19 protein-coding genes are annotated in these 20,893 nt (G+C 66.2%); 17 read left to right on the top strand and 2 right to left on the bottom strand.

What is annotated here, in order from left to right:
- Positions 1-26: 26 nt before the first annotated feature.
- Positions 27-1,055 (bottom strand): GlxA family transcriptional regulator, encoded by a 1,029-nt coding sequence (locus tag BoBH3_RS00795; protein ID WP_262328849.1) that lies wholly within the window; start codon positions 1,053-1,055, stop codon positions 27-29.
- A 125-nt stretch (positions 1,056-1,180) separates the two neighbouring features.
- Here BoBH3_RS00795 and BoBH3_RS00790 point away from each other — a divergent pair, with 125 nt between their 5' ends.
- From BoBH3_RS00790 to phoB, 8 genes are all read left to right on the top strand, one after another.
- Entirely contained in the window at positions 1,181-2,239 is a 1,059-nt protein-coding gene (locus BoBH3_RS00790) for a class I SAM-dependent methyltransferase (RefSeq protein WP_262328848.1), read from the top strand.
- A 208-nt stretch (positions 2,240-2,447) separates the two neighbouring features.
- The gene (locus tag BoBH3_RS00785; protein ID WP_262328847.1) at positions 2,448-3,377 is read left to right on the top strand and encodes a lipid kinase; all 930 of its coding nucleotides are present in this window, start codon (positions 2,448-2,450) and stop codon (positions 3,375-3,377) included.
- Between the two features lie 159 nt (positions 3,378-3,536).
- Positions 3,537-4,562: a phosphate ABC transporter substrate-binding protein PstS gene (gene pstS / locus BoBH3_RS00780; RefSeq protein ID WP_262328846.1), complete on the top strand. Its 1,026-nt coding sequence runs from the start codon at positions 3,537-3,539 to the stop codon at positions 4,560-4,562.
- Between the two features lie 227 nt (positions 4,563-4,789).
- A complete protein-coding gene (gene pstC / locus BoBH3_RS00775; RefSeq protein WP_262328845.1) occupies positions 4,790-5,764 on the top strand; it encodes a phosphate ABC transporter permease subunit PstC in 975 nt (324 codons plus the stop codon).
- 17 nt (positions 5,765-5,781) lie between these two features.
- The gene (pstA, locus tag BoBH3_RS00770; RefSeq protein WP_262328844.1) at positions 5,782-6,672 is read left to right on the top strand and encodes a phosphate ABC transporter permease PstA; all 891 of its coding nucleotides are present in this window, start codon (positions 5,782-5,784) and stop codon (positions 6,670-6,672) included.
- Between the two features lie 39 nt (positions 6,673-6,711).
- The gene (gene pstB, locus BoBH3_RS00765; protein WP_316045072.1) at positions 6,712-7,518 is read left to right on the top strand and encodes a phosphate ABC transporter ATP-binding protein PstB; all 807 of its coding nucleotides are present in this window, start codon (positions 6,712-6,714) and stop codon (positions 7,516-7,518) included.
- Between the two features lie 79 nt (positions 7,519-7,597).
- Positions 7,598-8,317: a phosphate signaling complex protein PhoU gene (gene phoU, locus BoBH3_RS00760; RefSeq protein ID WP_262328842.1), complete on the top strand. Its 720-nt coding sequence runs from the start codon at positions 7,598-7,600 to the stop codon at positions 8,315-8,317.
- Between the two features lie 125 nt (positions 8,318-8,442).
- Positions 8,443-9,141 (top strand): phosphate regulon transcriptional regulator PhoB, encoded by a 699-nt coding sequence (gene phoB, locus BoBH3_RS00755; protein ID WP_262328841.1) that lies wholly within the window; start codon positions 8,443-8,445, stop codon positions 9,139-9,141.
- 21 nt (positions 9,142-9,162) lie between these two features.
- Here phoB and BoBH3_RS00750 read toward each other — a convergent pair whose 3' ends face one another.
- Positions 9,163-9,549: a SpoIIAA family protein gene (locus BoBH3_RS00750; RefSeq protein WP_262328840.1), complete on the bottom strand. Its 387-nt coding sequence runs from the start codon at positions 9,547-9,549 to the stop codon at positions 9,163-9,165.
- Positions 9,550-9,700: 151 nt separating this feature from the next.
- Between BoBH3_RS00750 and BoBH3_RS00745 the strand changes: the two genes are divergently transcribed.
- The 9 genes from BoBH3_RS00745 to BoBH3_RS00705 all read left to right on the top strand — a co-directional run bounded on the left by BoBH3_RS00745 (position 9,701) and on the right by BoBH3_RS00705 (position 20,857).
- The gene (locus BoBH3_RS00745) at positions 9,701-10,594 is read left to right on the top strand and encodes an amino acid ABC transporter permease (protein ID WP_262328839.1); all 894 of its coding nucleotides are present in this window, start codon (positions 9,701-9,703) and stop codon (positions 10,592-10,594) included.
- On the top strand, positions 10,591-11,385 hold the full coding sequence (locus BoBH3_RS00740; RefSeq protein WP_316045071.1) for an amino acid ABC transporter ATP-binding protein: 795 nt from the start codon (positions 10,591-10,593) through the stop codon (positions 11,383-11,385). Before BoBH3_RS00745 ends, BoBH3_RS00740 begins: the two co-directional genes overlap by 4 nt.
- A gap of 34 nt (positions 11,386-11,419) precedes the next feature.
- Positions 11,420-12,250 carry an ABC transporter substrate-binding protein gene (locus BoBH3_RS00735; RefSeq protein WP_262328838.1) on the top strand — a complete coding sequence of 277 codons (831 nt, stop codon included), beginning with the start codon at positions 11,420-11,422 and terminating at the stop codon, positions 12,248-12,250.
- A 199-nt stretch (positions 12,251-12,449) separates the two neighbouring features.
- Positions 12,450-13,628: a cell division protein ZapE gene (gene zapE / locus BoBH3_RS00730; RefSeq protein WP_262328837.1), complete on the top strand. Its 1,179-nt coding sequence runs from the start codon at positions 12,450-12,452 to the stop codon at positions 13,626-13,628.
- A 3-nt stretch (positions 13,629-13,631) separates the two neighbouring features.
- Positions 13,632-14,231 (top strand): TetR/AcrR family transcriptional regulator, encoded by a 600-nt coding sequence (locus BoBH3_RS00725; RefSeq protein ID WP_262328836.1) that lies wholly within the window; start codon positions 13,632-13,634, stop codon positions 14,229-14,231.
- A 324-nt stretch (positions 14,232-14,555) separates the two neighbouring features.
- Entirely contained in the window at positions 14,556-15,518 is a 963-nt protein-coding gene (gene mdh / locus BoBH3_RS00720) for a malate dehydrogenase (RefSeq protein ID WP_262328835.1), read from the top strand.
- 97 nt (positions 15,519-15,615) lie between these two features.
- On the top strand, positions 15,616-16,812 hold the full coding sequence (gene sucC / locus BoBH3_RS00715; protein WP_262328834.1) for an ADP-forming succinate--CoA ligase subunit beta: 1,197 nt from the start codon (positions 15,616-15,618) through the stop codon (positions 16,810-16,812).
- Positions 16,813-16,821: 9 nt separating this feature from the next.
- On the top strand, positions 16,822-17,706 hold the full coding sequence (gene sucD / locus BoBH3_RS00710; RefSeq protein WP_262328833.1) for a succinate--CoA ligase subunit alpha: 885 nt from the start codon (positions 16,822-16,824) through the stop codon (positions 17,704-17,706).
- 193 nt (positions 17,707-17,899) lie between these two features.
- Positions 17,900-20,857, top strand: coding sequence for a 2-oxoglutarate dehydrogenase E1 component (locus BoBH3_RS00705; protein ID WP_262328832.1), 2,958 nt, complete (start codon positions 17,900-17,902; stop codon positions 20,855-20,857).
- The last annotated feature ends 36 nt before the right edge of the window (positions 20,858-20,893 follow it).

Raw genomic sequence — 20,893 nt, 5'->3', positions numbered from 1 at the left:
ACAGGTCGCCTGCGCCATGGCGGCCGCTAAGTCTTCGAGCGTGCGAAGGCGGGCACCTGGAAGCGCCGGCGATAAGCGCCCGGCGTCATGCCGGTTACGCGCTTGAACAGGCGGCGGAAGAAGGCAGCGTCCTCATAGCCGACCTTCCAGCTGACGTCGTCGGCGGAGGCGTCCGTCCGTTCAAGGCGGCGCTTGGCGTCCTCGATCCTGAGGCGCTGGACGTAGTCGATGGGCGAGAAGCCGGTCGCCTCGGTGAAGCGGCGCTTGAAGGTGCGCTCGGCGAGGCCGGAACGGCGCACCATCTCCTCGATGGGGCTGGCGACGGCGAAGTGGCTCGCCAGCCAGCTCTGCGTTTCCGCGACCACGGCGTCGCCATGGTCGGTCCGGCCCTGGAAGACGATGTAGGGCGCGAGCCCGTCATGGTGCCATTGCAGCGCGAATGAGCGCGCCACGGTCTGGGCCGCCGTCGCGCCGACATGGCGGACGATGAGATAGAGCACCAGGTCATGCCAGGTCATCGAGGCGCCGGAGGTGACGAGCTCCTCGCGCGGTCCTGAGACCATCAGCACGCGCTCCGGACTCAGTGGCACGCGCGGGAAGGCGCGGGCGAAGGCCTCGGCATAGGCCCAATGGACGGTCGTGTCCTGATCGTCGAACAGCCCGGTCTCGGCCAGCAGGAACACGCCCGAGCAGGCCGAGCAGAGCAGCGCGCCATCGGCATGCATGCGCCGCGCCCAATCGATGAGCTGCGGATAGCGGCCGGTCTTCCAGCCATCCGGCCCGAGCAGGATCGAGGGCACGATCACGATGTCCGTCCTGCCGACCTCGGAGACCGCGCGATGCGCCTCGACAGGCAGGCCGCTGGCGAGCTGCACGGCGCCGCGCTCGGCCGCGACGATCTCGACCGTGAAGGGGGCCTGCGTCGGCAATGCCGGCTCGATCTGGCCGAGCATGCGGAAGGAGCCGAGTACGTCGTAGATGCCGCTCAGCGTCGAGATGACCGCATCCGGGATCGCGACGAGGCTGACATGCAGCGGCCGTGTCGTCGCCGACATTTCTGGACCTCCTGGCACGAACGGACCGTCCCTGGCCGAACTCGCACTGCCGGGCCGGGCGGCCGCTCGCCATCCTGCCGCCATCTCCGCGCAAGGGGCGCGGGAATGCAAGGAAAGAGCGAAAGATGGCGGTCAATCAGGAGAAACTCGACGCGCTTGTCGGGCGTCTGATCACGGAGATCTCGGCGGGATATGGCGGCGTGATGGTCGCGCTCGGCGACAAGCTCGGACTCTACAAGGCCATGGCGGGTGCGGGGCCGCTGAGCTCGCAGGAGCTGGCCCGGCGCAGCGGCTGCGCCGAGCGCTATGTCCGCGAATGGCTGAACTCGCAGGTGGCCGGCGGCTATCTCGATTATCATCCGCTGTCCCGGACCTATGAATTGTCGCCGGAGCAGGAGGCGGTGCTGGCGAACGAGCTGAGCCCGGTCTTCCTGCCCTATGCCTGGCAGATCGTCGCCTCGATGTGGGCGGACGAGCCCAAGACGCTTGCCGCCTTCCGATCCGGCAAGGGCGTGAGCTGGGGCGAGCATGACGAGCGGCTGTTCTGCGGGATCGCGGCGTTCTACCGGAATGCCTGTAGCGCCAGCCTGATCGATGCGTGGCTGCCGATGCTCGACGGGGTGACGGACAAGCTCGAGAAGGGGGCGAGCGTCGCCGACGTCGGCTGCGGCCACGGGCACTCGACCGTGCTGATGGCCAAGGCTTTCCCGGAAAGCCGCTTCTGGGGCTTCGATACGCACGAGGAATCCATCGACATCGCGCGCCGCGTCGCGAAGGCGGCAGGGGTCGAGGATCGGGTGCAGTTCGAGATCGCCAAGGCCGACGGCTATGAGCGGCGCGGCTACGATCTCGTCTGCTTCTTCGACTGCCTGCACGACATGGGCCGGCCGGTCGAGGCGGCGCGCTATGCATCCTCGGCCATGGCGGAGGATGGCACGCTGATGCTGATCGAGCCCTTCGCCGGCGACCGCGTCGAGGAGAACATCAACCCCATCGGCCGGCTCTATTATGCCGGGTCGACGACGATGTGCTGCGCTCACGCGATCTCCGAGAAGGGGACGCACGTGCTCGGCGCGCAGGCCGGCCCGCAGCAGCTCGAGACGCTTCTCACATCGGCGGGGTTCGGCAGCGTGCGAAGGGCCGGCACGACGCCGTTCAACCTGATCATCGAGGCCAGGCAATAAGCAGGCCCCGACGTCGATGGCCCGTTCACCCCCGTGCTCGCAGGGAGGGTGAGCGGGCCTTCCGTTCAGGAGACGTGCCGGCGATCGATGGGCAAGGCTTCGCGTTGAGGCGACGGGAGCCGGAACAGACCGCGGCCGGCGCGGTTGAAAGCGCGCGCTCCTGCTCCCAAGTGAGCCCGTCTATCCCTCTACGAGAACAGTTCCCCCCATGAAGCAGTCCGATCGCAAGCGCGCCCTGGTGTTGCGCAACCCCAAGGCGCGGCGCGGGCAGGAGGCGCTCGATGGCCCCCTGCAGCAGCTGGCGCAGGGCGGGATCGATGTCACGATCGAGACGTTCGAGGCCCTGCCGGAGATCGCGCGCGACATCGTGCGGCTGCGCAGCATGGCCGACCTGATCGTGATCTGCGGCGGGGACGGGTCGATTTCATCCGGGGCGCTAGCGGTGATGGAAAGCGGCCTGCCTCTCGGCATCATGCCCATGGGAACGGCGAACGACCTGGCCCGGACGCTCGCGATCCCGATGGATCTGACGGAAGCGGCCAAGGTGATCGCCGATGGTCATTCGCGGCGTGTCGACATGGGGACGGTGAACGGCCACGCCTTCTTCAACGTCGCCAGCATCGGCCTGAGCAGCGAGCTCGCGCAGGGGCTCGATCCGACATTGAAGAAGCGCTTCGGGCGCCTCGGCTATGCGCTGGCGGCGACGAAGGTGCTGACGAAGGCCTCGCGCTTCCACGCGAAAATCACGGAGAAGGGCCGCACCGCCGAGGTCGACACTTTCCAGATCGCGATCGGCAACGGCCGGCATTATGGCGGCGGCAACGTCGTCCGGGACGACGCCGAGATCGATGACGGCCATCTCGACCTCTACAGCCTCGAACTCACGAATCTCTGGAAGCTCGCGCTCATGCTGCGTTCGTTCCGGTCCGGCACCCACGGCGCCTGGCGCGAGGTCCGTACCGCGCGCTGCGTCGAGTTCGACATCGAGACCAGGCGCCCCATGCCGGTGAACACCGATGGCGAGATCGTCACGGCGACGCCAGCCCATTTCAAGGTTCATCCGGCGGCCGTCGCGATCTTCGCCCCCGAGCCCGATCCGCGCGCAGAACTGCTTCGCATGCCCCTGTTCCACAGATGAGGAGCATGCGAGATCACGCCTCGTCGAGCGCCTCGCTTGGGGCGTCAGGTGCGCGCGATCCTGGGATTGTGACAGTTTTCGTGACGGCTCGTCATGTGGCTGTCATATAGAGGGTGTTCTGACAGGCCGCTGTAAACAGCGACCAGAGAGGACATCTCAATGCGCAAGATTCTCGTTCTCGCGGCCGTGGCCGCCGGGATCGCCGGTTCCGCCCAGGCTGCCGATATCACCGGCGCCGGCGCGACCTTCCCCTTCCCGATCTATGCGAAGTGGGCCGAGGCCTACAAGAAGGAGACGGGTACCGGCCTGAACTACCAGTCGATCGGCTCGGGCGGCGGCATCCGTCAGATCAAGGCGAAGACCGTCGCCTTCGGCGCCACCGACGCTCCGCTCAAGGGCGAGGACCTGACCAAGGACGGCCTGATCCAGTTCCCCTCCGTGATGGGCGGCATCGTTCCCGTCGTGAACATCGCCGGCGTCGAGCCGGGCAAGCTCAAGCTCTCGGGCGACGTCATCGCCCAGATCTTCCTGGGCGACATCAAGAAGTGGAACGACCCGAAGATCGCTTCGCTCAACGCCGGCGTCACGCTGCCGGACGCCAACATCAACCCGGTCTACCGTTCGGACGGCTCGGGCACGACCTTCCAGTTCACCGACTACCTCTCGAAGGTTTCGTCCGACTGGAAGTCGAAGATTGGCACCAACACCGCCGTTCAGTGGCCGGTCGGCATCGGCGGCAAGGGCAATGAGGGCGTCTCGGCCTCGGTCAAGCAGGTCGCCAACTCGATCGGCTATGTCGAATATGCCTACGCCAAGCAGAACAAGCTCTCCCACACGCTGGTGAAGAACGCCGACGGCAATTATCCGGCTCCGGACGACAAGTCCTTCCAGGCCGCTGCCGCCAACGCCAACTGGAACGAGGCCCCCGGCTTCGGCATCTCGCTCAACAACCAGAAGGGCGCGGAAGCCTGGCCGATCACCTCGGCGACCTTCATCCTGGTCCATGCCAAGCCGGAGAAGCCGGAAGAGGTGCAGGCCGCGCTGAAGTTCTTCGACTGGGCCTACAAGAGCGGCGACAAGCTGGCTGCCGACCTCGACTACGTCGCCCTGCCGGCGAATGTGAAGGACCAGGTCCGCAACGCCTGGAAGGGCGTGACCGACAACGCCGGCAAGCCGATCTTCTGATCGCTGCCGATCTACTGAAGGCGAGGCGGAATTTCCGCCTCGCCGACACACTGGCCCTCATCCTGAGGAGCCGCTACAGCGGCATCCCGATGGATGATCCCGGAGCATCTGCCGAAGCTGCCCTCGAGGCGCGTTCCGGCGGCGGCTCCTCAGGATGAGGGCTGAGGCTGATCGGGCCGGGCGACCGGACGCCGACAGTTCCAGCCACGATACCGGAGCCTCCGCGGATGACCGCAGCAACCGACATGACGAGCCTTCCCGCCGGGGGCATGGTGACCCGCAGGGCGCCGAAGGCAGGCTTCGACCGCCTCTTCCGCACCGCCAGCTTTACTGCTGCCTTGCTCGTGCTCGTGCTGCTCGCCGGCATCATGGTCTCGATGGTCGTCGGCGGCTGGCCGGCCTTCCGCGAGTTCGGCTTCGGCTTCATCACCTCGACCGTCTGGGACACCCAGAACGAGCAATACGGCGCCTGGCCGGCCATCGTCGGCACGCTCTCGACCGCGCTGATCGCGCTCGTCATCGGCGTGCCGCTCTCGCTCGGCATCGCGGTCTACCTGACCCAGCTCGCGCCAGCCTGGTTCAAGAAGCCCGTCAGCACTGCGATCGAGCTGCTCGCGGCCGTGCCGTCGATCATTTACGGCATGTGGGGGTTGTTCGTCTTCGTGCCGCTCTTCGCGCAATATGTGCAGATTCCGGTGTCGAACGTCGTCGAGGGCATGCCGATCCTCGGCACCGTCCTCTATTCGCGCTCGCCGTCGGGCCTCGGCATCTTCACGGCCGGCTTCATCCTGGCCTTCATGATCGTGCCCTTCATCGCCTCGATCACCCGCGACATGCTGGAGCAGATCCCCTCCGTGCTGCGCGAAAGCGCCTATGGCATCGGGGCGACGACCTGGGAGGTCGTGCGCCATGTGCTGGTGCCGCAGGCCGGGGTCTCGATCATCGGCGCCATCATGCTCGGCCTCGGCCGCGCGCTCGGCGAGACCATGGCCGTGACCTTCGTGGTCGGCAACGCCAACCGCCTGTCGGCCTCGATCCTCGACCCCGGCTCGACCATCGCCTCGCGCATCGCCAACGAGTTCAACGAGGCCATGGGCCTGCAGCTCAATTCGCTGATCGCGCTGGGCTGCATCCTGTTCTTCGTCACCTTCGTCGTCCTCTGCATCGCGCGGCTGCTCGTCTCCCGCGTCAAGCGCTACTGAGGCCCGGAGAAACCGCCATGACCACATCGACCTCCGCCTCTCCCCGCGAACTGCCGCATGTGCCCTGGGGCCGCGTGCGCCAGGGCCGGCGCTCCGCCGACCGCGCCATGAAGCTGATCGCCACCGGCTTCACCTTCTGCGCCATCTTCGTGCTGTTCTGGATCCTCGGCATGCTGGTGGTGAAGGGCATCGGCGGGCTCTCGCTGGCGACCTTCACGCAGGTGACGCCCGGGCCCGGCTCGGAAGGCGGCGGCCTCGCCAACGCCATCGTCGGCTCCTTCGTGCTGACCTTCCTCGGCATTGCGGTGGCGACACCGATCGGCGTGCTAGCCGGCACCTGGCTCGCGGAATACGGCCGGAAATCCCAGCTCGCGAACCTGATCCGCTTCATCAACGACATCCTGCTCTCGGCGCCGTCGATCCTGATCGGTCTGTTCGTCTATGTGATCCTCGTCGAGCCGTTCCGCGGCTATTCCGGCTGGGCCGGCGGCGTCGCGCTCGGCATCATCGCGATCCCGGTCATCGTGCGCACCACCGAGGACATGCTGAACCTCGTTCCCAGCCCGCTTCGGGAGGCGGGCGCCGCGCTCGGCGCCCCGCCGGCGGTCGTCATCACCAGCGTGACCTGGCGCGCGGCCAAGGCCGGCATGGTCACCGGCATCCTGCTGGCGCTGGCCCGCATCGCCGGCGAAACCGCGCCGCTGATCTTCACCGCGCTAAACAACAACTTCTGGTTCTCGCCGAGCCTCGTCGGCGGCGTCTCCAACCTGCCGGTGACGATCTACCAGTTCGCCTCCGCCCCTTACGAGAACTGGCAACAGCTCGCCTGGGCCGGCTCGCTCATCATCACCATGTCGATCCTCGTGCTCTCCATCGTCGCCCGGCGCATCGTCGCCGGCGGCAAGTGAGAGCTGACCCAACCCGACTGCGAACCGACCTTAAGGACCATGTCGATGCTTTCGACCCTTGAACTCTCCCCGCAGACGCTCGATGCCGAAGCGCCCATCCGCATCGCGGTGAAGAACCTCGATTTCTACTACGGCGAGCACAAGGCGCTGAAGAACATCAATCTCGACTTCCGTGACCGCCACGTCACGGCGCTGATCGGCCCCTCGGGTTGCGGCAAGTCGACCCTGCTGCGCATCTTCAACCGCATCTACTCGCTCTACCCGGAGCAGCGCGCCGAGGGCGAGGTGCTGCTCGACGGGCGCAACGTCATCTCCAAGGATGTCGACGTGAACGAGCTGCGCTCGCGCGTCGGCATGGTGTTCCAGAAGCCGACGCCCTTCCCGATGTCGATCTACGACAACGTCGCCTTCGGTATCCGCCTCTACGAGAAGCCGCCGAAGTCCGAACTCGACGACCGCGTCGAGGGCGCGCTGCGCCGCTCGGCCCTGTGGGACGAGGTCAAGGACAAGCTGAAGAGCTCCGGCATGGGCCTTTCGGGCGGCCAGCAGCAGCGCCTGTGCATTGCGCGCACCATCGCGCAGAAGCCGGAGGTGATCCTGTTCGACGAGCCGACCTCGGCGCTCGACCCGATCTCGACCGGCAAGATCGAGGACCTGCTGGAGCAGCTCAAGAGCGACTTCACCATCGTCATCGTCACGCACAACATGCAGCAGGCGGCGCGCATCTCGCAGTACACCGCCTTCATGTATCTGGGCGAGGTCATCGAGTTCGCGCCGACCAACACGATCTTCATGAACCCGGCCAAGAAGCAAACGCAGGACTACGTCACCGGCCGCTTCGGCTGAGCCCGCGCCTTTTGTATGATCGCTTTTTCTTCACGCGAAACGGTCTCACTTCGCTTGAAAGTGCTTTGAGGACCACGCCATGACCGACCATATCGTCCGCTCCTACGACACCGACCTCGAAGGCCTTCGCCGCAGCCTCGCCGAGATGGGCGGCATGGCCGAGCGCATGCTGGCCGACTCCACCGTGGCGCTGGTGCGCCGTGACACGGCGCTCGCCCAAAAGATCATCTCTGCCGACCTGCGCCTGGACAATCTCCAGCGCGATGTCGAGGAGAAGGCGGTGCTCACCATCGCCCGCCGCCAGCCGCTGGCGCAGGATCTGCGCGAGCTGATCTCGGCGATCCGCATCGCCGCCGATGTCGAGCGCGTCGGCGACCTCGCCAAGAACATCGCCAAGCGCGCGGTCGCCATCTCCGGCCAGTTCCAGCCGCCGCACCGCGCGGTGGTCGGGCTCGAGCATATCAGCCGGCTCGTCCAGGCCCAGCTCAAGGACGTGCTGGACGCCTATGCCGCCAGCAACGAGCAGAAGGCGCTGGAGGTCTGGCGCCGCGATGACGAGATCGACGCGCTCTACACCTCGCTGTTCCGCGAGCTCCTGACCTACATGATGGAGGATCCGCGCAACATTACCTTCTGCACGCATCTGCTGTTCTGCGCCAAGAACATCGAGCGCATCGGCGACCACACCACCAACATCGCCGAGACGATCCACTATCTCATCACCGGCGATACGCTCGACGTGAACCGGCCGAAGCTCGACACGACCAATATCGAGGTCGAAGCGGTCACCGGGCAGTAAGCGCGATCGGACGGCTGTCCCGACCATCCGCGTCTTTGCGAGCCGAAGGCCGTGTTCGAGACGTGGATGCTCGCCACAAGGGCGAGCATGACGGTGTGGCTGCTGAATAGAAACGGAAGGCGAAGATGGCCGCACGCATCCTGATCGTGGAGGACGAAGAGCCGCTCACCCTGCTGCTGCGCTACAATCTCGAGGCCGAGGGCTTCGAGGTGGACAGTGTGGCGCGTGGGGATGATGCGGAACTGCATCTGCGCGACCACACTCCCGATCTCGTGCTGCTCGACTGGATGCTGCCGGGGCTCTCCGGCATCGAGCTGTGCCGTCGCCTGCGCTCGCGGCGCGACACCGAGCGGGTGCCGATCATCATGCTGACGGCCCGGGGCGAGGAGACCGAGCGCGTGCGCGGCCTCGCCACCGGCGCCGACGACTATGTGGTGAAGCCTTTTTCGCTGCCGGAACTGATTGCGCGCATCCAGGCGCTTCTTCGCAGGGCAAAGCCCGGTCACGTTGCGGGGCTGCTGCAGGCGGGCGATCTCGAACTCGACCGCACGACAAGGCGTGTCCGCCGCGCCGGCAGCGAGCTGCATCTCGGCCCCACGGAATTCCGCCTGCTGGAGTTCCTGATGCAGGCGCCGGGGCGGGTCTATTCGCGCGCCCAGCTTCTCGACGCGGTCTGGGGTCGCGACGTCTATATCGACGAGCGCACCGTGGACGTGCATGTCGGGCGCCTGCGCAAGGCGATCACGCCCGTCAACACCAAGGACCCGCTGCGCACCGTTCGCGGCGCCGGTTACGCCTTCGACGAGACGTTTGCGCGCAGCTGACGCGCGCAAATAGCGGCAGGCTCAGGCGTTCGGCCCGCCTTCGATGTCGCCGGCCCAGGCCAGGGCTTCCTCGAACTGATCGGGCTTGAAGGCCCGCACGGTGACGAAGGGGATCGCCGGGTTCACCAGGCTTACGAAGCCGGACAGCCAGCCATTGTCGGTGATCACCGCCTCGCGCGGGAAGCGGCGCAGCTCCCAGAGCTTGCCGATGCTATAGCGCGCATCCTTCCAGGCGGCCTTGAGTGTCATGTCGGTGAAGCCGGTGAGATCGGCGAGAATGCCGACATGCTCGTGCCGTCCCAGCCGCGATTCGATATCGGCGATGATGCGGTCCAGATCCTCGACCGTCAGAGTTTCGGACAAGCGGTAGGCGCCGACATGATCGGGCGCAGGCAGGATTGTGAGCATGGAGCCTCCTCCGGGTGAGAACGCGCGGGGACCGGGGAGGTTTCGCGCTGGCCCGCTTCTTGAAGGACGTAAGACTTTTCTATAACGGCGATCTCGCCGAGGACGGGCGGTTTCGCGATCGTCCTTCCACCCAAAGCCCGAAGGAGCGGCGATGAGCGCCATCACCTCGCCGATCACTAGCCGTGAGCTTGCGGCCGTCGCCCGCCTCAGGATCGTGCCGCGGCGCTTCTACGGACGCTGGGTCGCCGCCATCGCCATCACCTTCGCGCTGGCCTGGGTGGTGCTGGCCTTCGCTCAGGGCGATATCGCCTGGCCGGTGGTCGCGCAGTTCTTCACGGCGCCGGCGATCCTCGCCGGTCTGGTCAACACGCTGATCATGACCGCCTGCGCCATGGCGCTCGGCATCGTGCTCGGGATTGTCTTTGCGATCATGTACATGTCGCCGAACCCGGTGCTGCGCAGCGTCGCGCTGTTCTACATCTGGTTCTTCCGCGGCACGCCGCTGCTGCTGCAACTGCTGCTCTGGTTCAACCTGGCGCTGATCTTCCCGACCATCGGCATTCCCGGCGTCATCTCCTGGCGCACCATCGACGTCATCGGGCCGTTCATGGCGACGCTGCTCGGGCTCGGCATGAACCAGGGCGCCTATACCGCCGAGGTGGTGCGCGGCGGCATCCTCTCCGTCGATACCGGCCAGACCGAAGCCGCCAAGGCGATCGGTATGACGCGGCTGACGACGTTGCGCCGGATCGTGCTGCCGCAGGCGATGCGGGTCATCATCCCGCCGGTCGGCAACGAGGTCATCAGCATGGTGAAGCTCACCTCCGTGGCGAGCGTGATCCAGTATGCGGAGATCCTGCGCAATGCGCAGACGATCTACTATGCCAATGCGCGCGTCATCGAATTGCTGATCGTCGCCGCCGGCTGGTACCTCCTCGTGGTGACGGTGCTGCAGATCGGCCAGTATTTCCTCGAGCGCCATTTCTCGAAGGGGCGCGGAGAGCGGCGCGCAAAACGCGCCACCGTGCAGGAGGAACCCGCATGAGCGCGGCCGCGACCATGGTTCCGTCCGATACGGCGATCGTCACCGTCGCCAATGTCAGCAAGTTCTTCGGCCCGCTCAAGGCGCTGAACAATGTCTCGCTCTCGATCGAGCCCGGCACGGTTCAGTGCATCATCGGCCCCTCGGGCTCGGGCAAGTCGACGCTTCTTCGCTGCATCAACCAGCTCGAGAAGATCGATGAGGGCGCGATTGCCGTCGATGGCGAGCTGATCGGCTATCGCCGTGTCGGCGAGACGCTGCATGAGCTGACCGATCCCGAGGTCTCGCAGCAGCGTCTGGCGACCGGCATGGTCTTCCAGCGCTTCAACCTGTTCAACCACATGACGGCGCTGCAGAACATCATCGAGGGGCCGCTCACCGTTCTCAAGCGCCCGCGCAAGGAGATCGTCGCGGAAGCCATGGCCCTGCTTGAGCGCGTCGGCCTCTCGGACAAGCGCGACGCCTATCCGAGCGAGCTTTCCGGCGGGCAGCAACAGCGCATCGCCATCGCGCGGGCGCTGGCGATGAAGCCGAAGCTGATGCTCTTCGACGAGCCGACCTCGGCGCTCGACCCCGAGCTCGTCGGCGAGGTGCTGAACGTGATGCGCGATCTCGCCGCGACGGGCATGACCATGATCGTGGTGACGCATGAACTCGGCTTCGCGCGCGAGGTCGCGGGCGACGTCGTGTTCATGGACAAGGGCGAGATCGTCGAGCAGGGTCCGCCGCAGACCGTTCTCGTCGCGCCGCAGCAGCAACGCACGCGCGACTTCATCGCGGCCGTCCTGAAGTGACGATCGGTATCATTTCATAACCGGGAGAGACCCAATGCTTCGTTTGACCCTCGCCTCCGCCCTGCTTGCGGCGACCGCTCTGGCCGCCCAGGCCCAGGCCCTGCCGGAGCGCGTCAAGACCGCCGGCAAGATCGTCATCGCGACGATGCCGAACTACCCGCCGATCTCCTTCAAGGACCCGGCCACCAACCAGCTCTCTGGCTTCGACATCGAGCTCGGCGAGGCCATCGGCAAGGAACTCGGCGTCAAGGTGGAGTGGCAGGAGATCGCCTTCGCCCAGATGCTGCCCTCGCTGCAGACCGGCCGCGTCGACACCGTGCTGGCCGGCATGAGCGACCTGCCGGCCCGGCGCGAGCAGGTCGATTTCGTCGACTACATGGTCTCGGGCGCGCAGTTCTACACGGTGTCGGCCTTCAAGGATCAAGTGAAGTCGGTTGAGGACCTCTGCGGCAAGAGCGTCGGCGCCAGCCGCTCGACCAACTGGCCGCGCCAGATCGGCGAGTGGAGCGAGGCGAACTGCGTCGCCAAGGGCAAGCCGGCGATCACCGTGGTCGGCACCGAAGGTTCGGCCGACGCCCGGACGCAGCTCAAGACGCAGCGCCTGCAGGGCGGCGTCCAGGGCAGCGAGACGATGGGCCATTTCCAGAAGCTGGAGCCCAACACCTACATCCCGCTCGGCAAGCCCTTCACCCGCTCGCTGAGCGGCATGCCGTTCTCGAAGACGGCCGAGGGCACCCAGCTGCGCGACGCGGTCAAGGGCGCGATCGACCGGCTCCAGGCCAATGGCGGCTATGACGCGCTGATCGCCAAGTACGGCCTCGTCGACAACCCGCTGAAGCCGATTGTCCTCAACCAGGGCGAGTGAGGCGCGGGCGTCCTCGCGCTAGCCGTCATTGCGAGGAGCAATGCGACGAAGCAATCCAGGGGCGGCAGCGCTCTGCCTCTCCCTGGATTGTCTCGCTTTGCTCGCAATGACGGATTCGCCCCATGGGCTTGCGGTGCCGGCGGGGCTGCCGTAACCCGTTGAGGTCTTCCTTCCCGACCACGCCACCGCTCTCCGCATCATGACCGCCTCGATCACCGACCGTTATGCCGCCCAGGTCGAGGCGGGAGCCATCGAGCGCGATCCTGCGCAGGTCGCTGTCGTGAAGAAGCTCGAAGCGCTGAGCGCCACGCTCGCGGCGCGCCGGCTCGCCCGCAAGGGCAGCGCGCTCGGCTGGCTGTTCGGCAAGAAGCCTGCCGCCGGCGAGGTGCCGACGGGGCTCTACATCTGGGGCTCGGTCGGCCGCGGCAAGACCATGCTGATGGACATGTTCTTCGAGGCGGCGCCGGTGAAGCGCAAGCGCCGGGTGCATTTCCACGAGTTCCTGGCGGATGTGCACGGGCGCGTCCATGCCTATCGCCAGAAGATCAAGAGCGGCGAGGTCAAGGAGAACGACCCGATCGCGCCCGTGGCGGCGGATCTCGCCGCAGAAGCCTATCTGCTCTGCTTCGACGAGTTCACCGTCACCGACATCGCCGATGCGATGATCCTGGGGCGGCTCTTCACCGCATTGTTCGCGGCCGGGGTCGTGGTGGTCGCGACCTCGAATGTCGAGCCCTCGCGGCTCTATGAGGGCGGGCTCAACCGGGCGCTGTTCCTGCCCTTCATCGATCTGCTTCAGGTCAAGGTCGAGGTGCTGCGCCTCGATTCCCGTACCGATTTCCGGCTGGAAAAGCTCGGCGGTGCGCCGGTCTATCACGTTCCGGCCGATCCGAAGGCGAAGGCCGCGCTCGACGCTGCCTTCAAGGCACTTTCCGGCGTCGCGGAAGGGCCGAGGGCTGTGCTCAACGTGCAGGGGCACGACCTCGTCGTGCCGCAGGCGGCGGGCGGCGTGGCGCGGGCGCATTTCGCCGATCTGTGCAGCCAGGCCTATGGCGCTTCGGACTACATCGCGCTGGCGCAGCGCTTCCACACGCTGGTGCTCGACGATATCCCGATCCTCGATTTCGACCGGCGCAACGAGGCCAAGCGCTTCATCATCCTGATCGACACGCTCTACGAGCACCACGTCAAGCTCGTCGCCTCCGCGGCGGCCGAGCCGCACGAACTCTACCATGCCAGGCAGGGGCGCGAGGCCTTTGAGTTCGACCGGACGGTCTCACGGCTGATCGAGATGCGCTCGGAGGAGTATCTCGCCATGCCGCATGGCCGGCCGGATTCGACCGCGAGCGGGGATGCCACCGGACTGGTCGAGACCTGACCCATGCCGCAGCGCGAGCCGAGCGAGACCCGCATCCTCACGGTCGCCAGCGAGCATCTGCGCAAGTTCGGGCTGAAGCGCTTCACCGTCGTCGCGGTGGCGGAAGAGGCGGGGATGACCCACGCCAATGTCTACCGCTATTTCCCTTCGCGCGTGGCGCTGGTCGATGCGGTGGTCGATGTCTGGCTGAAGGCGACCGAGCGCCGGCTCGCCGACATCGCCGACGGTCCCGATCCCGCCGACGACAAGCTGGAGCGCCTGATCATGGCGCTCGCCAAGGCCAATCGCGACCTGCTGAGCGAGGACCCGCATCTCTTCGCGGCCCTGTCGCAGGCCGTGGCGAAGCGCCATGCCATCAGCCGGCGCAACCGCACCCGCGTGCGCGCGCTGTTCGAACGCGTCGTCGACGAGGGCATCGCGACCGGCGTCTTCGAGCCGCGCGACCGCGACCGGGCCGTCGCCTTCGTCATCGACGCCACGCATCGCTTCATCCATCCGGCCTCGCTGGCGCTGGAGGCGGACGTGCCGCAGACCTCGGTCGATACGAGGCTCTCCACCCTGATCCGGGTGATCCTGCGAGTGCTCGGCAGCGGGATCGTGTGAAAAATCTGGTGACGAATTACAAAATTCGTAAATTGTAATCGGCGGATTTCCAGCCTGGCTCCAGCCCCGGAAGCCGAGCGCAATTTAGTGAATTCGGCGCAAGCCTTTGAAAAATAATAATCTGTCTGCCCGCGCGCGTAGCGCTTGCGCCCGACAGCCCGGAAAAAGCCGCTTTTCCGGCGAGGGTTGCGGCAAAAGCCCGGTTTGGGCCAAAGGAACGCACGGTTTGGCCGGCTCGCCGGCCTCTCGCAATGCCAAGGCATTTGGATGCCCGGACCGGCTGGAGCCGGCTTCGGTCGAAGCGCCAGAACAAAGGACTAGGCTATGGCCCGTAAGAAGATCGCCCTCATCGGCTCCGGCCAGATCGGCGGCACGCTCGCCCACCTCGCCGGCCTGAAGGAACTGGGGGACGTCGTCCTCTTCGACATCGCCGAGGGCATCCCGCAGGGCAAGGGTCTGGACATCGCCGAATCCGCGCCGGTCGACGGCTTCGACGCCGGCTACAAGGGCACGAACACCTACGAGGACATCAAGGGCGCCGACGTCGTCATCGTCACCGCCGGCGTGCCGCGCAAGCCCGGCATGAGCCGCGACGACCTGATCGGCATCAACCTGAAGGTCATGAAGGCCGTCGGCGAGGGCATCAAGCAGTATGCCCCCAAGGCCTTCGTGATCTGCATCACCAACCCGCTCGACGCCATGGTCTGGGCGCTGCAGAAGTTCTCGGGCGTCAAGCCGAACATGATCTGCGGCATGGCCGGCGTGCTCGACTCGGCCCGCTTCCGCCACTTCCTCGCCGAGGAGTTCCAGGTTTCGGTCAAGGACGTCTCGGCCTTCGTGCTCGGCGGCCATGGCGACGACATGGTGCCGCTGGTCCGCTATTCGGGTGTCGCCGGCATCCCGCTGCCGGACCTCGTCAAGATGAAGTGGACCACGCAGGAGAAGCTGGACGCCATCGTCGAGCGCACCCGCAAGGGCGGCGGCGAGATCGTCAACCTGCTGAAGACCGGCTCCGCCTTCTACGCTCCCGCGGCCTCGGCGATCGCGATGGCCGAGAGCTATCTCAAGGACCAGAAGCGCGTGCTGCCGGCGGCTGCCGCCCTCAAGGGCCAGTACGGCGTCAAGGACATGTTCGTCGGCGTGCCGGTGGTGATCGGTGCCAAGGGCATCGAGCGCGTCGTCAAGATCCGCCTCAACGGCGCCGAGAAGGAGATGCTGGCGAAGTCGGTCGCCTCCGTCCAGTCGCTCATCGACGCCTGCAAGACCGTCGATCCGTCGCTGGTGTGACATGAAGCGGGTGGCGAGATGGCGCCGGCGCTGAGAGCGCCCGCCATCTTCCGCCCGCTCCTCGCCATTCGCATTCGCTGTCAGGGAAACCGAGCACATGAACATCCATGAATACCAGGGCAAGGCCATCCTCAAGGAGTTCGGCGCGCCCGTCTCCGCCGGCTTCCCGGCGCTGACCGTCGCCGAGGCCGTCGAGGCCGCCAAGAAGCTGCCCGGCCCGCTTTATGTCGTGAAGTCGCAGATCCATGCCGGCGGTCGCGGCAAGGGCAAGTTCAAGGAACTCGGCCCCGACGCCAAGGGCGGCGTGCGCCTGGCCAAGTCGGTCGAGGAAGTCGAGAGCCACGCCAAGGAGATGCTCGGCAACACGCTGGTCACCATCCAGACCGGCGAGACCGGCAAGCAGGTCAACCGCCTCTATATCGAGGACGGCTCGGACATCGAGAAGGAGTTCTACCTCTCGGCGCTGGTCGACCGCGAGACCTCGCGCATCGCCTTCGTCATCTCGACCGAGGGCGGCATGGACATCGAGGCCGTCGCGCATGACACGCCCGAGAAGATCGAGACCTTCTCGGTCGATCCCGCCACCGGCATCATGCCGCATCACGGCCGCGCCATGGCGCGCATCCTCGGTCTGAAGGGCGACCTCGCCAAGCAGGCCGGCACCGTGCTGGGCCAGATCTACGCGGCGTTCGTGGCCAAGGACATGGACATGCTCGAGATCAACCCGCTGATCGTGACGACGCAGGGCCAGATCAAGTGCCTGGACGCCAAGGTCTCGTTCGACTCGAACTCGCTCTACCGTCACCCCGAAGTCGTCGCGCTGCGCGACGTCACGGAGGAGGATGAGAAGGAGATCGAGGCGTCGAAGTATGACCTCGCCTATATCGCGCTCGACGGCACGATCGGCTGCATGGTCAATGGCGCGGGCCTCGCCATGGCGACGCTCGACATCATCCAGCTCTACGGCGAAAGCCCGGCGAACTTCCTCGACGTCGGCGGCGGCGCCACCGAGGAGAAGGTGACCGCGGCCTTCAAGATCATCACCGCCGACCCGAAGGTGAAGGGCATCCTCGTCAACATCTTCGGCGGCATCATGAAGTGCGACGTCATCGCCCGCGGCGTGCTCGCGGCTGTGAAGGCCGTCGGCCTCGAAGTTCCGCTGGTGGTGCGCCTCGAAGGTACGAATGTCGAGGAAGGCAAGAAGATCATCCGCGAATCCGGCCTGAACGTCATTCCCGCCGACGACCTCGACGATGCGGCGCAGAAGATCGTCGCTGCGGTCAAGAAGGCCTGAGGAGCAGACATGTCCATCCTGATCGACAAGAACACCAAGGTCATCTGCCAGGGCTTCACCGGCAAGAACGGGACCTTCCACTCCGAGCAGGCGATCGCCTATGGCACGCAGATGGTCGGCGGCACCTCGCCGGGCAAGGGCGGCTCGCTGCATCTCGGCCTGCCTGTCTTCGACAGCGTGCACGAGGCGAAGGCCCAGACCGGCGCCACCGCGTCCGTCGTCTATGTGCCGCCTCCGGGCGCCGCGGACGCGATCTGCGAGGCGATCGACGCCGAGATCCCGCTGGTGATCTGCATCACCGAGGGCATCCCGGTGCTCGACATGGTCAAGGTCAAGCGCTCGCTGGTCGGCTCCAAGACCCGCCTGATCGGGCCGAACTGCCCCGGCGTCGTCACCGCCGGCGAATCGAAGATCGGCATCATGCCGGCCAACATCTTCAAGCCGGGCTCGGTCGGCATCGTCTCGCGCTCCGGCACGCTGACCTATGAGGCGGTGTTCCAGACCTCGAACGAAGGCCTCGGCCAGACGACCGCCGTCGGCATCGGTGGCGATCCGGTCAAGGGCACCGAGTTCATCGACATGCTCGAAATGTTCCTGGCGGACCCGAAGACCACCTCGATCGTCATGATCGGCGAGATCGGCGGCTCGGCCGAGGAGGACGCGGCGCAGTTCATCAAGGACGAGGCCAAGCGCGGGCGCAAGAAGCCGATGGTCGGCTTCATCGCCGGCCGCACGGCTCCTCCCGGCCGCCGTATGGGCCATGCGGGCGCGATCATCTCGGGCGGCAAGGGCGGTGCCGAGGACAAGATCGCGGCCATGGAAGCGGCCGGCATCCGGGTCTCGCCCTCGCCGGCGCGCCTTGGAAAGACCTTGGTCGAAGTGTTGAAGGGCTGAGGCGCCCTTGCGGCCCAATGGCCGGCCTCGAGCCGGCCATTGCGTGTCGCCACATGCGAAGAAACAGCCCGGCTCCGGCCGGGCGTCGTTGGAATACAGGATGCCCGGGGCAAGCTCCGAGCATGAAGAGTTAAGCAGAATGTCCGGTGAGGGGCCGGGCATATCGCAAGCGGCGAAGGAAGGCAGGAGCATCATGGCTCGCCAGGACATCAACGAGGCTCTCGCGCAGACCGGGTTCCTCTATGGCGGCAACGCGGCCTATATCGAGGATCTCTACGCCCGCTACGAGGCCGACCCGAAGTCGGTCGACGAGCAGTGGCAGAGCTTCTTCGGCGCGCTGCAGGACGACAAGCAGTCGGTTCTGGACAACGCCAAGGGTGCTTCTTGGAAGAAGCCGAACTGGCCGATCGTCGCCAATGGCGACCTGATCTCGGCGCTGGACGGCAACTGGGCGGTGGTCGAGAAGGTCGTCTCCGACAAGCTGGGCGCCAAGGCGAAGGCCGCCGGCACGACGCTCTCCCCGGCGGACGTTCAGCAGGCGACGCGCGATTCCGTGCGCGCCATCATGCTGATCCGCGCCTATCGCATGCGCGGCCATCTCCATGCCAACCTCGACCCGCTCGGCATCGAGCAGGTCAAGGATTCCGAGGAGCTGTCGCCGGCCGCCTTCGGCTTCGGCGAGGCCGACCTCGACCGCAAGATCTTCATCGACAACGTGCTCGGCATGGAGTTCGCTACCGTCCGCGAGATGGTCACGGTGCTGCAGCGGACCTATTGCGGCACGGTCGGCGTCGAGTTCATGCATATCTCCGACCCCGAGCAGAAGGCTTGGCTGCAGGAGCGCATCGAGGGACCGGACAAGGAGATCGCCTTCACCCGCGAGGGCAAGCGCGCGATCCTGAACAAGCTGGTCGAGGCCGAGGGCTTCGAGAAGTTCATCGATCTCAAGTATACCGGCACCAAGCGCTTCGGCCTCGATGGTGGAGAGGCGCTGGTTCCGGCGCTGGAGCAGATCATCAAGCGCGGCGGCGCGCTCGGCGTGCGCGACATCGTGTTCGGCATGGCCCATCGCGGCCGCCTGAACGTGCTGACCCAGGTGCTCGGCAAGACGCATCGCGCGCTCTTCCACGAGTTCAAGGGCGGCTCCTTCGCCCCCGACGACGTCGAGGGCTCGGGCGACGTGAAGTACCATCTCGGTGCTTCGTCCGACCGCGAGTTCGACGGCAACAACGTCCACATCTCGCTGACCGCCAACCCGTCGCATCTCGAGATCGTCGACCCCGTGGTGCTCGGCAAGGTGCGCGCCAAGCAGGACCAGTTCGGCGACATCGTCGAGCGCTCCAAGGTGCTGCCGCTGCTGATCCATGGCGACGCGGCCTTCGCCGGCCAGGGCGTGGTGGCGGAGTGCCTCGGTCTCTCGGGGCTGAAGGGCCATCGCACCGGCGGCTCGCTGCACTTCATCATCAACAACCAGATCGGCTTCACCACCTATCCGCGCTATTCGCGCTCCTCGCCCTATCCGTCCGACGTGGCGAAGATGGTCGAGGCGCCGGTGTTCCATGTGAACGGCGACGATCCGGAGGCGGTGGTTTTTGCGGCCAAGGTCGCGATCGAGTTCCGGCAGAAGTTCCACAAGCCGGTCGTGATCGACATGTTCTGCTATCGCCGCTTCGGCCATAACGAGGGCGATGAACCGGGCTTCACCCAGCCGCTGATGTACCGCAAGATCCGCGGCCACAAGTCGACGCTGGAGCTCTACGGCGCCAAGCTCGAAGCCGAAGGCGTTCTGGCGCCGGGCGAGCTCGACAAGGCCCGTGCCGACTGGAAGGCGAAGCTCGAGATCGAGTTCGATGCCGGCCAGACCTTCAAGCCGAACAAGGCGGACTGGCTCGACGGCCGCTGGGCCGGCATGAAGGCGATCCGCGCCGACGAGGACGATCCGCGCCGCGGCGCCACCGGCGTGCCGGCGGCGACCCTCAAGGAGATCACCGACAAGATCACCTCGGTGCCGGCAGGCTTCAACGTCCACCGCACGATCCAGCGCTTCCTCGACAACCGCAAGAAGGCGGTCGAGGCTGGCGAGGGCATCGACTGGGCGACCGCCGAGGCGCTGGCCTTCGGTTCACTGCTGCTCGACGGCAACCCGGTGCGCCTCTCGGGCCAGGATTGCGAGCGCGGCACCTTCTCGCAGCGCCATTCGGTGCTGATCGACCAGGAGACGGAAGCCCGCCATACGTCGCTGAACGACATCCGCGACGATCAGGCCCGCTACGAGGTCATCAATTCGATGCTCTCGGAAGAGGCTGTGCTCGGCTTCGAATACGGCTATACCCTGTCGGAACCCAACGCGCTGACGATGTGGGAGGCGCAGTTCGGCGACTTCGCCAACGGGGCACAGGTCGTGTTCGACCAGTTCATCTCGTCGGGCGAGCGCAAGTGGCTGCGCATGTCCGGCCTCGTCTGCCTGCTGCCGCATGGCTATGAGGGCCAGGGTCCGGAGCACTCCTCCGCCCGCCTCGAGCGCTTCCTGCAGATGTGCGCCGAGGACAACATGCAGGTCGCGAACTGCTCGACGCCGGCGAGCTACTTCCACATCCTGCGCCGGCAGCTGAAGCGCGATTTCCGCAAGCCGCTGATCCTGATGACGCCGAAGTCGCTGCTGCGCCACAAGCGCTGCGTTTCGGACCTGGCGGACCTCGCCGAGGGCTCGACCTTCCACCGCGTGCTGCATGACGATGCCGAGCGCGGGAAGTCGGCCACCAAGCTGGTCAAGGACGGCAAGATCCGCCGCGTCGTGCTCTGCTCGGGCAAGGTCTATTACGACCTGCTGGAAGAGCGCGAGAAGCGCGGCGTGGACGACGTCTACCTGATGCGCGTCGAACAGCTGTATCCCTTCCCGCTGAAGACGCTGGCGCAGGAGCTTTCGCGCTTCAAGGGCGCCGATGTGGTCTGGTGCCAGGAGGAGCCGAAGAACATGGGCTCCTGGACCTTCGTCGAGCCCTATCTCGAATGGGTTCTGGGCCATGCCGGCTCGAAGTCGAAGCGGCCGCGCTATGTCGGCCGCCCGGCCTCGGCCGCGACGGCGACGGGCCTGATGTCCAAGCACATGGCCCAGCTCAACGCCTTCCTCGACGAGGCCTTCGCGGCCTGACCGTCCATCCTTGATAGCCGGGCCGGTGCCGCATCG

Source organism: Allobosea sp. BH3 (assembly GCF_025499465.1).
Lineage (GTDB): Bacteria > Pseudomonadota > Alphaproteobacteria > Rhizobiales > Beijerinckiaceae > Allobosea.
The sequence above is the reverse complement of the archived record's forward strand: the minus strand, read 5'-3'. Positions and strand labels throughout refer to the sequence as shown.